Origin of the sequence: Humidesulfovibrio mexicanus (assembly GCF_900188225.1) — a bacterium.
Lineage (GTDB): Bacteria > Desulfobacterota > Desulfovibrionia > Desulfovibrionales > Desulfovibrionaceae > Humidesulfovibrio > Humidesulfovibrio mexicanus.
Window position 1 is genome coordinate 632255 of record NZ_FZOC01000002.1, and the last position, 14555, is coordinate 646809.

Genomic DNA, 14555 nt, shown 5'->3' on the forward strand with positions numbered 1-14555 from the left:
TCTCCCTTTGCCGTGGTCATGCGCCGCACGGCCCTTTGAAGTCGCAATATTCGCAGTGCCGACCCCGCAGGGCGGGCAGGACGCGCGCCGCAAAAACATGGCCGAGCACAAAGCGCAGCAACTGCGGTACACGGGTCTGGATCACGGTGGCCCGTGTCGTCTCGTCCACGTCTTTGGCGAAGAACAGCCGCTCTGAACCATCGCTTTTGAGTTCCACCCACGCGGCGTTCGCGGCAGGACCAGCTCCGTCAGCCTCGAGCATGTGCATGTACGCGGGAAGCTGGACATCCAGGCCGAGCTGCGCAAGGCGCAGGAACAGGGCTTCGGCTTCGGGGGATCCGGGGAGGCAGTCGCCCATTGCCGTAAAGGCCTCCGGGTCGAGCCAGCCTTCGGCTCCGCCTTCCTTGACGCCTCCGGTCTTGTAATCCAACACCAGACGGCGGCCATCGCGTTCGTCAACGCGGTCGATGCGGCCATGCAGACGCATGGTGCTGTCGGCGCCATCAATGCCCGGGACGGAGAGGGGGGTCAAGACCGGATGTTCCAAGGCCAGAACCGTGGTCTTCGGCAGCTTGTCCAGGAAGAGGCGCAGACGCTCGCGTCCGGCCGCCAACAGCACCGTGCGCACATCAAACGGCATCTGCTGGGCGAACGCCTCCTGGCTCAGCGCCTGTTCAAAGCTCTTGAAGAGCGTTTCGGCGTCCACTGTGGTCCCGTCTATGGGGCGGCCCACATGGGGCGCAAGAAATTCCTTGAGCACGCGGTGCACCAATTCGCCAAAGCGGGCGCGGTCGCCGTCATCGGCCACTTCCTCCATGCGCCGCAGGCCGAGAGCCTGCGCAAGGAAGGCCTTTTTGGGGCAGGTGAGCCAGAGTTCCAGGCCAGAAGGGGTGATGCCCTTGTGTTGGAGCCGCTCCGCGAGCCGGGCGCGCAGGGCGGGGGTAAGGGGGATATCCCGGCTGCGGGACTGGATTGGGCGCACGGGAAAGCTCACGCTGCGCAACGGCGCCTCGTCATCGGCCAGGGGGAGCGGCTTCACCTGTTCCCCCCGCTGTTGCTCCAGTTCCCACAGAAGCTGCTCGACGTAGCGGCTGCGTTCGCTTTTGCCCTCCAGCGCTCCGGGTCGAACCCCGGCCTGATAGAATATCGACACCTCTTGCGCGCCCATGAGCAGGCGGAAAAAGGTGTGCGCCGCGACGTTGTCCCGCTCGCGCCGGCCGGGCAAGCCCAGGGCCTGGCGCAGCGGCTCGGGCAGCAGCGGGTCCGGAGCCGATGCGCCCGGAAGCTTGTCTTCGGTGGCGTCCAGAATGAACAGGCGGCTGAACCCCAGCAGGCGCGTTTCCAACATGCCCAGCACCTGCAGCCCGGCCAAGGGCTCTGGCTCGAAAGAAACGCGCTCGGCTTTGACAAGGTGGCGCGTCATCATGAGCACGATGTCCAGGCCATATGGTTCGTCGGCCAGGATGCTGCCGGTGAGTTCCGGCACCACAGAGCGCCACAGGCGGACCAGGCATTCCGCATCAATGAGGTTGCGCCGCCAGGTGTCGCCACCGCGTCGGCGCAGCAGGCCGCACAGGGCGTCCAGAGCCAGTCCGGCCTGGCGCAGGGTTTCCAGGTTGAGGAAATTGTCGAAGCACGCGGCCAGGACTTCGGCGTGCAGTGCGCGAATCTCGCTTTCCGGAGCGGAACAATCCTGGTCGTCATAGGCCAGCAGCCATTGGCCGGGGGCCTGGTACGGCCCGCCAGCACGGATGTGCCGTTCCCAGGCCACATAGGCGCCTTTGAGCGGCGTCTGCGGCCCGGCGTCAGTCTCCACGCGCAGCATCCGCAGCAGCGGATGCCGCACCAGGGCGACGAGATCGCGCCAGGCGTAGCGCAGCGCGCCATCAGGGCCAGGCATGGCGTTTTCCCGCAAGACCAGTATGGTCTCCACCAGTTGGGCCAAGGCCGAGCGTTCCAGCGGATAGCCCATGCTGATGTTGGTCTCCACGGGCGGCAGGTGGTGCATCACCGGCACCAGTGCTCCGGGGTCGGGCAGCACCACGGCGGTGCGCTCGGTATCCGGCAAGGCGGCCAGTTCACGTTCGAGCACGCTGAGCTGCGAGTGCAGGTCATACCCTTCGTAGAAGCGCCGGATCTGCCCCTCCCCTGGGCTTGGAGCCTGCTCCAGCACGGCTGCGGCCCCCCATCGTCTCAACCAGCGCTTGTGCTCCCGGGCGGGCCATGCCGTGTCGCCCTCCTGGGCGAGGGCGGGGTCGCTGTGCCAGAAGAACTCCGCGCCGCCTTCCCAAAGTGCGCGCAGGAGCGGTTCTTCCGCACCGCTCAGCGCGTGCAGGCCTGCAAAAATGACGGTCTCCCCGCCGAGGGCTGCAGCTGCTTCGGCGCTGTGCTGGCACAGCCATTGCGCGTCCAGTCCAGGCGTGGTCCAGCCGCGTTGGTCCAACTCGGCCCCATAGGCCTCGCCGATGCGGTCCAACCGGGCGAGCAGGGCCTCGGCCCAGGGCGTGACCTCTCCTTCGAGATTGTGGATGGCGGCTGGGCGTATGTTTTGGCCGGCCATTTCCTCAAGCAGGCGCACCAGTCTCGCCCCCCAGGGAAAGAAGGCTCCGGCCGTGCCGCACAAAGTCGAAAGAGGACCATCCGCGAGCGCAAGGGCGCGAACGATGCCGTGCAGCACGCCGATCCGGTCCAGCTGGCCTGCACGCAGCAAGGGGCGCGGAGCAAGCTCGCGCCGCAGTTCGTGCAGGAACTCGTCCAGGGGCGACATGCGTGGGAGCAGGCAGGGGCGCTTCAAGCCTTTGCTTTCGGCCAGGGCGGCGCGCAGATGCCGGGCCGGGCGGTTGTGCGGGAACACGATGCGCACATGCTCGAAGTCGCTGCCCCGGTTCACGAGGTGTTTGGCCAACGCCTGGATGAAGTCTTCGCTCCACGGCACGATGCGCATGGGCTGGCGGGTCATGCGTCGTCTCCTTCAATTTCCACCGGCTCCACCACGCGCCGGTCGAGGTAGACGAGGAAACCATGCGCGCCCCCCCCCATTCCGCGAGCGGTGGCCAGGGCGCGCGCAAGGGCGAGATAACTGCGCAATTGCCGCACATGCTCCGGTTCGGCGTGGCCTGTCTTGAATTCAAGCACCACTGGCCCGGTTGGAGTCAGGCGCAGCAGGTCGGGACGCAGCACCGCGCCGTCACCAGTCAGTATGCTCAGCTCCGAGCCTGCGCACCCCAGATGGGGGCGGATTTCCGGGCGCGCGAGCATCCATCGCATCATTTCTTCAATCTGTACTTGAAGTGTGAGTTGCTGTTCCTGTTTAAGGGCCCGTAATTCAGGGAATTCCCCTAAGGCCAGCACGGCCGCTCGCTGGGCGTCCGCCGCATCGTCTCCGGTGGGGCGCAGCAGTTCCGCCGCCTTGTGGGCCACTGTACCGCGTGTGCGCTCGTCGAAGCCCGCGTCCTCCACCGAATGGCGGAATACGCGCAGGCGTGGCAGCCAGGCCTGGAATTCCGGGGCCTCGGTCCTTTTCGGAACAGCGGGTGAAGGTGCTTGGGCACGGGATTCGAGAGGTTGCGGAGCCTTGCGGAACGGGGCCTTGCCCAGGTCGAGGCCGGCGTCTTCCGGCGAAACGCCGAGGAGATGGTGCAGCAGCACCGGGGCGGCGCCAAGACGCTGTTTGCCCTCCGTGGCGGGAACAAAGGCGTAGAGCTCCTCTTCGGCGCGCGTCCAGGCCACATAGAGCAGATTGGCCTGCTCCAGGATCTCTTCGGACAGGCTCGCGTAATAGGGACGGCCCAGGGCTTTGGTCATGCGCGTGAGCACGCGGTGGCCGTGCAGTTCCACCACATCCACGCCTCCCTTGGGACCGGCGGACCAGTTGTGGAAGGGGATGACGCACACCGGGAACTGCAAGCCCTTGGACTTGTGTATGGTCAGAATGCGGATGGCGTCCGCGGATTCCGGCAGGGGCACTTTTTCCTCCACGCCGGACTCGTCCCAGAACTCCAGAAAGCGCGGCAGGGAGCCCATGCCTTGCGATTCGGCAAGGTGGACCACCTCAAGGAAGCGCCGCATGTACAGTTCGGCCTCGGGGTGGCGCTGTAGCGCCTGGAAGGAGTCGAGGGCCGCGCGCACAAGGTCGTAAGGCCGCATGAGACCTGTGCCGCGCAAAAAAGGTGCGAGCAGGCGCTCGTGGATTTCGGGAAAAGCGTCCCGGAAACGTGAGAGGAGTCCGCCACGGCCTCCGGCAGACTTGTCCTCCGCCGAGCGGCGTTGGGACTCGGCGGCGATCCATTCCAGAATTTGCTCCGCGCCTAAGCCGCTTTCCGCCAGGAACAGCTCCTCGCCGCACACAAGGGTCACAAAGCTCAGGTCGTCTGGCGGGGCGTCCAGCAGACGCAGCAAGGCGACCAACTGCCGCACGATGGGGTGCCGCGCCAGTTGCAGGCTGGATTCGGTGATGATGGGCAGCCCTTCGGCCACAAGGCGTTCGCAAACCAGATCGGCGTGTTTCGCCGTGCGCACGAGCACGGCCACATCGCCGGGCCTGCGCCTCGTCAGCACATCGTTGAGGAGCGTATCCGCCAGTGCGTCCAGTCCGGCCTGGAGCACTTCCTCGGTTTTTCCGGCAGGGAGCAGCCGCACCTGAACCCGGCCGGGCTCATCCGCGTCTTTGCCTGGAGGAACCTCCTGGGCGGCATCGGAGAAGGCGGCCACAGCATTGTGCGCGAAGGCGTCCAGCATGTCTTCCGGCGCGCCCTTGAGCAGGTCGCAGGCGATGTCCCGGGCGGTGTCCTCGCGGCCAAGGCGGCTGAAAACGCGGTTGTTGAAGCCGATGATTTCCGGCAGGCTCCGCCAGTTGCAGGGCAGGGCGTCACGCGCAAGGCCGCCGGAAATGGCAAGTAGCTCCCCGTCGTCCGCCACCTCGTCGAAGAGCTTGGCATCGCCCCCGCGCCAGCCGTAAATGGCCTGCTTCACGTCGCCCACGTAGAACAGGCTGCCGCCCTTGGACAGGCATTCGGCGGCCAAGGGCAGGGCGGCGCTCCACTGGGAGCGGCTGGTGTCCTGGAATTCGTCCACCAGCATGTGGTGCAGGCGGTCGCCCAGTCGGCAGAAAGCGTCTGGAACGCCCAGCCCTCCGTCCAATGCTTCGCTCACGATGTCGGCCATCTGCGAGCCGAAGAGGAAGCCTTTTTCCCGCTGTTCGGCATCCAACTCGCGCAGCAGCCGCTCGGCGATTTGCGCACAGGGGGCCAAGGCATAGGCCGGTGACAGGATGGCCTGACAGCGGATGTGTTCCGCAGCGGCGGCCTTGAAGGCGTCGTAGGCGGCCTCGGCTTCAGCCGAGCATTTCCCCTGCGATTTCTTCAGCAGGCACTCATCCAGGGCGTCTTTGCAAAGATAGGCGGAGTTGGCCCAGCGGGTGTCGAAAAGCTCCGCCTCCGCGCATTTGCGCAGCAGGGAGGAGAAGTTGGCGCTGGGGGCGAGCTCCTCGCCGGAGACGGCCTGGGAGAGGGCGTCCGTGGCGCGCCCCAGTTCCTCGAAGCTCACGGCAAGCAGGTCCGCCATGCGTGCCTGGTCGGTGGTGACGGGGACCCCGGGCGGGATGCGCAGCAAATGCTTGGCGAGGTCCACCATGCGTTCGCGAAGAGCCTCATGGAGCCAGAACCCTTCCTTGGCTTCATGCTCAATGAGGGTGCGCACGGCCTGTTCGAAAAGCGCCGCATCGCTTCCGCCCTTTTCGCAGCGGGCCAGAAAGCGGTCCAGAAGTGCGCCGATGGCCTTGCCTTCGTCGAACACGGTGTCGAAGTCGGGCTTCAGGCCGCGGTCCAGGGCGAATAGTCGCACTAGCAGCGAAAGGAGGCTGTCGATGGTGCGGATGCCCAAATGCTCCGTATGGCGCAGAATGTCCTCAAGCAGACGCCCGGCTTTGTCGGGGGAAAGGGCGTCGCCAGGGCCGCCCGTTTTGCCCAGGGCCCGGTTCTTCAGCGCTCCAAGCACGCGTTCGCGCATTTCCGCAGCGGCTTTGTTGGTGAAGGTGACGGCAAGTATCTCCGGCCAGGAGTAGCCGCGCGAAAGGGTTGGCGAAGGCTCGGCCGCGCAGGCCCGACCGGGGCGCGACTGTGGGGAGTCAACGGCTGCGTCCGCATCGGAGCTGCCTGCGAGCAGGTCAAGAAAGCGCAGGGTGAGCGCGTAGGTTTTGCCCGAACCCGCTGAAGCCTTCACCTGCCGGAAAGGGGAGTGCGTCAACTTGTCGCCTCCTGGCCGTGGCTGCGCCCGCCTCCAAGGATGGTGCAGAGCACTGCGGCCAGGATGAGCGCGCTGCCAGCGTACCCCATGAGGTCGAAGCGCTCGTCCCACCACACATAAGCCAAGCCTGCGGCCAGCACGGGCTCAAGGGTGGCCACAATGGCCGTGCGCGTGGCCGAGAGTCTTCTGAGCCCTTCGTAATATACGCTGTAGGCCCCGTATGTTGTTGTTGCGGCAAGCAGGGTCAGAAAGAGCCAGGTTTCGCCGCTTTTGGGCGTAAAGGTGACGAAAGGCAGGAGCCCCAGGCAGCCCACGGGCAATGCGTACAGGAAGAGCGTCGGCGTGGCGTAGCGGCCCAGGTAGCGTTTTCCGAAGATGTAATACGTGGCGTAGCTGAATCCGGACAACAGCCCCAGCAGAATGCCCGGCAGGTTCACCGCGCCCAGCCCCTTGCCGGAGACCAGCGCAGGCCCCAGGCTCACGCAGGCGACTCCGGCCAATGTCATGAAGAGCGCCACCAGCTTGTGGGCGTGCATCTTTTCACCAAGGGTCAGCCAAGCCAGCACGGCCACCCAGGCTGGCGCGGTATAGAGCAGCACCGAGGCCAGCGCCGCCCCAACCATGTTGATGGACAGGACATAGGCTCCGAACAGGGTGGACACCCCGATGATGCCGAAGGAGGCGATGGCCGGGGCGTCCTTGCGCTGGAGCCGCCAGGCCCCCGTGGCCAGGGCGTGCGCGGCGAAAAAGCTCCAGCCGATGGCGGAACGCCAGAAAGCGGCTTCAAGTGGCGACACGCCCAGGCTGATGACCTGCTTGGACAGCGGCCCGATGAGCGCCCACAGGGCGGCGGCGCACAGGACGTAGATATAGCCAGCGTTCAGCATCGCCTAAAGCTGCACCCAGGCGCCGACCTTGTGCTCCAGCGCCTTCTCGTAGATCAGGTGGCCCGTCATGACATCGTCAAGCGCGATGCCCATGAGCACGGCCGCGCGCCTGCCCCTGCGCAGGCCGGTTTTTGTCCCGGCGCAGATTTCCCCCATGTCGGAGTGCAGGCCCGGCTTGTTCGGGTAGCCATTCAGAAAATATACGCCATGTTCCTGGGTCCATAGATACTGTCCCGCGGAATCGGTGGTGAAGCAGGACGCGCCGCTCATGGTGGCCGCGTCGAAGGCGGAGTCGTAGTCCACGGCGATGGCGAGCACGTCGTCCTTGAGCCAGCCTGCTTCTACGAAACGCTTGGGTTTTTCCACGATGGGCGAACAAGTGATGACCACATCCGCACCGGCCACGGCCTCCTTGGGCGAGCCGCAATTGCAGAAATCCGCCTGGGGAAGCAGTGCCCGCATGTCGGCCACGAAGCGTTCCGCCTGGCCGGAAACGGGATCGAACATGCGCACGGCGTCGATCTTCGGAAACACCTCGATCATGGCGCGCAGGTTCATGCGGCCTTGCACGCCCAGGCCGATGATGCTCACGCAGCGGGTTTCGGGATCGCCGAAGTGGCGGGCGTATACGCCGGAGGCGGCGCCCGTGCGCCAGGCGGTGATCCAGGCCGCGTCCATTACGGCGCGAACCAGACCCGTCTCCGGGTCGATGAGGGTCCAGATTCCGGTGATGTAGGGCAGCCCCTTTTTCTGGTTTGGGGGATAGCCGGACACCACCTTGACCCCGGCCATGTCGAGCGTGCCGCCCACGTAGCAGGGCATGGAGTGGTTGAAGCAGTCCCGCCGGGTGTGGATGCCGATTTTGGCAGGCATTTCCACCTCGCCGCGGCCCATGGCCGCGAAGCCTTCCTCGACCACGTCCATGATTTCGCGCATGGTGATGCCGAGGGAGTCGATGTCCGCGCGGGAGAGCCAGAGCACGTCGAAGTCCATGGGTCGCTCCTGATGGGGATGGTTTTGCAGACTCATTTCCGTAAGCTCTTTCTCGTGCTTCGTCAAAAGCGGACGCCCGCACGCGGCTTGCGCACGCGGTGCGCTGGGGGTAGTGTCCACCGCATGAGACAATGCGATTTTTGTGTGGATGCGTCTGCGGCGGGAATGCGGCTGGACCGCGCTTTGGAGGTGCTGCTTCCCGGCAGCGGCTTGAGGGGCCGTCGTCGGCTCATTGAGGGGGGACGGGTGTTGGTAGACGGCCGGGCGGCCTCGGCCGGGCTCAAGCTCAAGGTCGGGCAGCGCGTGGAGGTGCTGCCGGAAGAAACGGGGCCTTCGGACCTTGAATGTCCGCAAGTGCCTGTGCTGACTCGCACTGCAGCGTATGCCGCCGTGGACAAACCCGCCGGGCTGCACAGCGCCTCCCTGGCCGGGGGAGGCGGGCCGAGCCTGCAGGCCATGCTGCCTTCGCTCTTTGCCGGAGAATCGCCAATACTGTTGAATCGGCTGGACCGCCCCACATCCGGCATCGTGCTTGTGGCCATGGGACAGGCTGCGGCTCGTGCGTTTCAGGCCCTCGCGCCCGGCTCGGTTCTCAAGGAATACCTGGCTGTGGTCCAGGGAGAACTGGCAGAGACGCTCGAGCTTAAGCGTCGGCTCGACACGGACGACTGCAAGCGCACCCGCGTGCTGGGCCGTCTCGACCCGGACCCGCGCGGCTGGACCCTTGTTTGGCCTGAGGCGGTGCTTTCCGCCGGGCGCACCCTTGTGCGCGTGCGCATTCAGGCCGGGGCCCGGCATCAGATTCGCGCGCACCTCGCCGCCGCCGGATTGCCCATCGTGGGCGATCCTTTGTACGGCGAGGGCATTTGCGAGGCCGACGCCACGCTGTATCTGCATCATCAGCGGATGGAGTTCCGGGGCTTTCGCGCCTATTGCCCGCCGCCCTGGCTTGGGGAACTTGACCGGACCGGAACGCCCGACCCGGCTCGGAGCATGGAGGAAGCATGAAGAAGTCACTTGCCGCCGTCGCCGTCTGTGCAATCATCGCGGCGGCCAGCCTGTCCGCGTTCGCGCAGTCGGCAATGTCCAAGGGACAACTGCTTTATGTGCCGTGCTATTCGCACATTTACCACGGGGTCAAGACGCGGCCCTTTGACCTGACCATAACCCTTTCCGTGCGCAACGCCGACCCGCGCCGCGCCATGCGCATCACCGCTGTTGACTACTACGGCTCGGACGGCAAGCTGATCAAGCGGTTTCTGACCCATGAATCGCCGCTGCCGCCCATGGCGGCGCGAGAGTTCACCGTGGAGCAGAACGACACCAGCGGCGGTTCCGGGGCGTCGTTTCTGGTGCGCTGGCGCGCGGACGCGCCCGTGAACGAGCCTGTGGTGGAGTCCGTGATGATCGGCACGGCCAACAGCCAGGGCATTTCCTTCACCAGCCGTGGCGTGGCGGTTCAGGAATAGCCGGGGAGCCGCATGAAGTCAGGCCGGGCCATCGAACGCGTCGACCTGGACGTGGCCGTTCAGGCGGGCGTCGTGACCTCGGAGCAGGTGCGCGAACTGCTGCGCATTGCCGAACAGCGTTGCGTCCAGCAGCCAGGTTTGAACGTCCAGCAGTTGGCCTTTTATCTTGGCGGGCTTTTGGTCATCGGCGCCATGGGCTGGTTTGTCACCTCCGCCTGGGACGACATGGGCGGGATCGGATTTCTGCTCACCTCCGCAGGGTACGCCAGCGCATTCACCTGTGCTGGCGCGGCCCTGTGGAGCAGGCCTGGCGGCCGGACGCCAGGCGGCGTGCTCATCGCCCTGGCCGTGAGCATGATCCCCATGGGCGTATACGGGGCGCAAGTGCTGACGGGCTTCTGGCCATCAGGATCCCCGGCGGCGTACCATCTGTATCCCACGCGCATACGTTCCGGCTGGCTGCTCATGGAGGCCGCGACCGTGTTCGGCGGGGCGCTCGCCGTGCGGCGCTTCCGCTTTCCTTTCCTCGCCGCGCCCATTGCTTTGGCGCTGTGGTTCATGTCCATGGATTTTACCGCGCTGCTGGCCGGAGGGGGAGAGTTCAGCTGGGACCAGCGCCGTCAGGTCACCTTGTGGTTCGGCCTGTTCATGCTGTCCTGCGCGTATGTCTTGGACCGACGAACGCGAGAAGATTTCGCGTTCTGGGGCTATCTGTTTGGTCTGATGGCCTTTTGGGGCGCATTGACGGCCATGGATAGCGCCTCTGAGCTTGCCCGCCTGGGGTATCTGGCTGTGAACGTGGGGTTGCTTGGACTGGCCGTGCTGCTGGAGCGCAGGACGTTTCTCGTGTTCGGCGGGGCGGGCGTGTGCCTGTACCTGGGACATCTCGCCTACAGGGTGTTCGCCGATTCCCTGGTTTTTCCATTCGTGCTGAGCTTCATCGGCCTTGCGGTCATGGCGCTTGGCTGGGCGTATCAACGGCGCGCAGCCGCCCTGGAAGCAGCCGTGCTGGCCCGGCTGCCCGAGTGGCTGCTTTGCGCACTGCCGCGTGGCCGCGTGCGCTGACGGCTATTGTCCCAGCAGCGCCTTGGCGAAGTCCTCGCCCACGAAGGGGCGCAGGTCTTCCATCTTTTCCCCCAGGCCCACGAAGCTGATGGGCAGCTTGTGGCTGATGGCCACGCCAACCATGACCCCGCCCTTTGCCGTGCCGTCCAGCTTGGTGAGCACGATTTCGTCCACGCCGACGGCCTCGTTGAACAGCTTGGTCTGCGACAGGGCGTTCTGTCCGGTGGTGGCATCGATGACGAGCACGCTTTTGTGGGGCGCGCCGGAGTGCTTCTTGTCCAGCACGCGCTTGATCTTGCGGAGCTCCTCCATGAGGTTGACCTTGGTATGCAGGCGGCCGGCCGTGTCCAGCAGCACAAGGTCGTAGCCCTCCTTGAGGGCGTGGTCCACGGCCTCGAAGGCCACTGCCGCCGGATCCGCCCCCTCGGCCTTGGCGAAGATGCCCGCGCCCACGCGCCCGGCCCATATTTTGAGCTGGTCGATGGCCGCCGCGCGGAAGGTGTCGCCCGCGGCGATGAGCACCTTGCGCCCCTGCAGCCGCGCCCGGTAGGCCAGCTTGGCGATGGTCGTGGTCTTGCCCACCCCGTTGACGCCGATCATCATGACCACCTCTGGCGGGGCGGTCACCTTGGGCTTTTTGGGCAGGGGGAACAGTTCTTCAAGCTCGGCCGAGAGCACCTCGCGGAAGCGCGCCGCCTCGGTCACGCCCATGCTCCGCGCGCGGGAGCGCAGGTTGTCCAGAAGCTTGCGGGTGGCTTCCGCCCCCACGTCGGCCATGATGAACAGCTCCTCCAGTTCGTCCCAGAAGGCTGCGTCCAACTCGCCTGTGCGGCCAAAAAGCGCTCCGAGACCGGCCGAGAGCCGCTCGCGGGTCTTGGCAAGGCCGCGCGTGAGCTTCTGGAACACGTTGCCGCGCTCCTCCTCCTCCTGCTCCAGGTCCAGGGCCAGGATGAGCCGGTAGCGCAGCTCGGAGCGGAAGTCCTCCACCTTGGTCATGCCCATGGCCGCCAGCCAAGCTTTGAATTCGGAGACAAAGGTTTCGGCTTCCGCCTCAGGTGCGCCCAGGGTTGCAAAGAGGAAGCGCAGCCGCGCCCAGAGCGCTTCATCCGCCGCCTCCAGGCCGGAAAGGAGCTGGCCCAGCCATTCGGAGATGCGCGCCCTGGACCCGCGAAGCGAGCTTTCGAGTCCGGCCTTCCATAAAGGGTCGAGCTGGGGCGCGTGTGTTGCGGCGTCAGGCGGCTGTTCCAGGCCCGTCTGGGGGGTGTCCTGTGCTGTGGCTGCTCTGGCCGAAGCCTGTACTTCGTCGGTCTCGCCGCCCCAGAGCTTTTTAATCTTGGTGAAGAATCCCATGGGTTTTCCTTGCGTGTGTGGTGTGCGGCGCTTCTACCCCAGGCCGGGCGTCGACGCAACTCTGTTGAAATCCTTGGGCGGAGGCTCTAGAAGAGGGTGCCCAAGGAGGGATGATAATGCAGCGGACGCGAATTGTCGAAGTCTTGTCCCGAGAGGCGGGAGGGCCTGTGTTGGTGAAGGGCTGGGTGCGCACCCGGCGCGATGCCAAGGGCTTTTCGTTCCTTGAGATCAACGACGGGTCTTGCCTGGCCAATGTGCAGGTGGTGGCCGACCACACCGAGGACCTTCTGTCCGTGCTTGATGCCCTGGGCACCGGCGCGGCCGTTGGCGTCTCCGGCGAGCTTGTCCCTTCCCCTGCGGCAGGCCAACGCTGGGAGGTCCGGGCGGGCGCCATCGAAGTTTATGGCCTGGCCGACGCCGAGGCCTTTCCGCTGCAAAAGAAGCGGCATTCCGACGAGTACCTGCGCACCATCGCCCATTTGCGTCCGCGCACCAATAAATACGGAGCCATGCTGCGCGTGCGCTCGGAAATGGCGTTGGCCGTGCACGACTTCTTCCGGCAGCGTGGATTTTTTCATGTGCATGCGCCCATCCTCACCGGGTCGGACTGCGAGGGCGCTGGCGAGATGTTCCGGGTGAGCAACCTGGAGGCGGAACAGGCTGCGGCCATGCCCCCGGATCGCCGCGCGGAAGAGGAATTTTTCGGTCGTCCCTCCGGGCTCACCGTGTCCGGCCAGTTGGAGGCCGAACTCATGGCGCTTGCCCTTGGCGGGGTATACACCTTCGGCCCCACCTTCCGGGCGGAGAATTCCAACACGCCCAAGCACGCGGCTGAGTTCTGGATGGTGGAGCCGGAGCTGGCCTTCGCCGACCTGGTCGATGACATGGACCTCGCCGAAGCGCTGGTGCGGCATTTGGTGGCGCACGCCCTTTCCGCTTGCGCCGCTGACTTGGCGCTGTTCGGCAATTATGTGGACAAGAACCTGTTGCCTACCCTTGAGGACATCCTTGCCGCGCCTTTCGCGCGGGTCACCCATGCCGAGGCCATAGGCATCCTCAAGGCCTCGGGCCGGAGTTTCGATTATCCGGTGCATGAGTTGTCCGACCTGCAAACCGAGCACGAACGCTTTTTATGTGAAGAACACTTCAAGCGTCCGGTCATCGTCCACGACTATCCCAAGGAGATCAAGGCGTTCTATATGCGTCTCAACGACGATGGCCGTACCGTGGCCGCCATGGATCTGCTGGTCCCGCGCATCGGCGAGCTGTGCGGGGGCAGCCAGCGCGAGGAGCGCCTGGACGTGCTGACCCGGCGCATGGCCGAGGTGGGCCTTTCCGAGGAACAGTACTGGTGGTATCTGGACACCCGCCGCTTTGGGACAGCGCCGCACGCGGGCTTCGGCATGGGCTTCGAACGGCTGCTGATGCTGGTCACCGGCATCGCCAACATACGCGATGTGATCCCATTCCCGCGAACGCCCGGGCACTTGGAGTTTTAGCAGGGCGGGGCGCCCTGGCGGACAGAGCGCCCCTGGACATCACTTCAATGGGATGTGGATGTCCGTGATGAGCTGTGCGGGTGGCGTCGTGGCAGGGTCGTTGCGATAGATCTCGAACCAGGGCGAGTCGCGGAATTCGCGGTCGCAGGTGGGAATCCAGCCGGACATGATGGTCTTGTACGTTTCCTCAAGACCTTGGTAAGGCCCCTGGTGCGTGAAGACTGCGTATTCGCCGCCTGGGAGCACGTCCAGGCTCACGGGCTCCTCCACGGCCAAGTCGTTGTCGATGGAGATGGCCGCATCGTAGCGCAGCTCTTCCGGCGCGGTGGCGGAGGGGTCGTCGTAGCTGATGCCGATGATGAGCGTCTTGGGGTTGACGAGTCCTTTTGGCGCACCCCAGCCGCAGAGGATCTTCCAGGCCCTTTCGGCCGACTCCATGTAGGGTCCGGTCTGGCGCACTTTGGCGATGCGGATGTCGGGGAGGGTTTCGATGCGCATGTTCATAACCGCCGCTCCTGAATCGTTGAGGATGAATTCCCGTATCTCGCCCGCGCAGTAGTGCACGCCGGAGGGCGCCTCCGGAAAGAGGCGCGTCCACCCCTGCGCACGGCACTCCGTTGGCGAGAGGCCAAAGGTTTTGCGGAACACGCGCGAGAAAGCCTCCAGTGAATCGTACCCGGCCTCGAAGGCGGCCTCGGTAACCGGCACGGTTGTCTGGGCCAAGCGGACATAGGCCCGCTCCAGGCGAATGCGCCTGAGGTGGTCCATGACCGTCTCGCCAATCATCCCCTTGAATACCCTGTGGAAGTGCGGCGTTGAGAAATGGGCCAGGGCCGCCAGCTCATCCAGTCTGATCGGGTCGTCAAGCCGCCGTTGCATGTGGTTGAGCACCTTGAGCATTCGCGCGGCGTAGAGGTTCTTCGTATCGGCCTTCATGTGCGTCTCCGTGGGGCGGTATAGCAGGGCGCGTGTGAGGCTTGCCTGACTGGGAGCATCATTATTTCAGGAGTTTCAATCACGCAGCATAACCTGACGGCTTTGAGCATTTG

The 14555-nt window shown here is 65.3% G+C and carries 10 protein-coding genes; 4 read left to right on the plus strand and 6 right to left on the minus strand.

The features are described from left to right. Positions 1–16 precede the first annotated feature (16 nt). Genes CHB73_RS06630 through CHB73_RS06645 form a run of 4 tightly spaced genes read right to left on the minus strand, consistent with a single transcriptional unit; the run spans position 17 to position 8123 of the window. Positions 17–2959, minus strand: a complete 2943-nt coding sequence (locus CHB73_RS06630; RefSeq protein ID WP_089273327.1) for a PD-(D/E)XK nuclease family protein — start codon at positions 2957–2959, stop codon at positions 17–19. After that, the gene (locus CHB73_RS06635) at positions 2956–6243 is read right to left on the minus strand and encodes a UvrD-helicase domain-containing protein (protein WP_179216931.1); all 3288 of its coding nucleotides are present in this window, start codon (positions 6241–6243) and stop codon (positions 2956–2958) included. The genes CHB73_RS06630 and CHB73_RS06635 overlap by 4 nt, the downstream gene beginning before the upstream one ends. Next, on the minus strand, positions 6240–7130 hold the full coding sequence (locus tag CHB73_RS06640; RefSeq protein ID WP_143337327.1) for a DMT family transporter: 891 nt from the start codon (positions 7128–7130) through the stop codon (positions 6240–6242). The genes CHB73_RS06635 and CHB73_RS06640 overlap by 4 nt, the downstream gene beginning before the upstream one ends. A 3-nt stretch (positions 7131–7133) precedes the next feature. Then, positions 7134–8123, minus strand: a complete 990-nt coding sequence (locus CHB73_RS06645) for an ornithine cyclodeaminase family protein (protein WP_089273331.1) — start codon at positions 8121–8123, stop codon at positions 7134–7136. A 123-nt stretch (positions 8124–8246) separates the two neighbouring features. Between CHB73_RS06645 and CHB73_RS06650 the strand changes: the two genes are divergently transcribed. From CHB73_RS06650 to CHB73_RS06660, 3 genes are read left to right on the plus strand one after another with little or no spacing between them, the layout of a single operon-like run. After that, positions 8247–9131: a pseudouridine synthase gene (locus tag CHB73_RS06650; protein WP_089273333.1), complete on the plus strand. Its 885-nt coding sequence runs from the start codon at positions 8247–8249 to the stop codon at positions 9129–9131. Next, positions 9128–9592 (plus strand): DUF3124 domain-containing protein, encoded by a 465-nt coding sequence (locus tag CHB73_RS06655; RefSeq protein WP_089273335.1) that lies wholly within the window; start codon positions 9128–9130, stop codon positions 9590–9592. The genes CHB73_RS06650 and CHB73_RS06655 overlap by 4 nt, the downstream gene beginning before the upstream one ends. Before the next feature lie 12 nt (positions 9593–9604). Continuing rightward, complete coding sequence (locus CHB73_RS06660) at positions 9605–10657, plus strand: DUF2157 domain-containing protein (RefSeq protein ID WP_089273337.1); 1053 nt, start codon at positions 9605–9607, stop codon at positions 10655–10657. A gap of 3 nt (positions 10658–10660) precedes the next feature. Here the strand turns inward: CHB73_RS06660 and ftsY are convergent, their stop codons facing one another. Further along, positions 10661–12007 (minus strand): signal recognition particle-docking protein FtsY, encoded by a 1347-nt coding sequence (gene ftsY / locus CHB73_RS06665; protein WP_089273339.1) that lies wholly within the window; start codon positions 12005–12007, stop codon positions 10661–10663. Positions 12008–12123: 116 nt separating this feature from the next. On the opposite strand from ftsY, the gene asnS reads away from it, so the two are divergent. After that, a complete protein-coding gene (gene asnS / locus CHB73_RS06670) occupies positions 12124–13506 on the plus strand; it encodes an asparagine--tRNA ligase (RefSeq protein WP_089273341.1) in 1383 nt (460 codons plus the stop codon). Between the two features lie 39 nt (positions 13507–13545). Here asnS and CHB73_RS06675 read toward each other — a convergent pair whose 3' ends face one another. Further along, positions 13546–14442 carry an AraC family transcriptional regulator gene (locus CHB73_RS06675; protein WP_089273343.1) on the minus strand — a complete coding sequence of 299 codons (897 nt, stop codon included), beginning with the start codon at positions 14440–14442 and terminating at the stop codon, positions 13546–13548. Positions 14443–14555 lie beyond the last annotated feature (113 nt).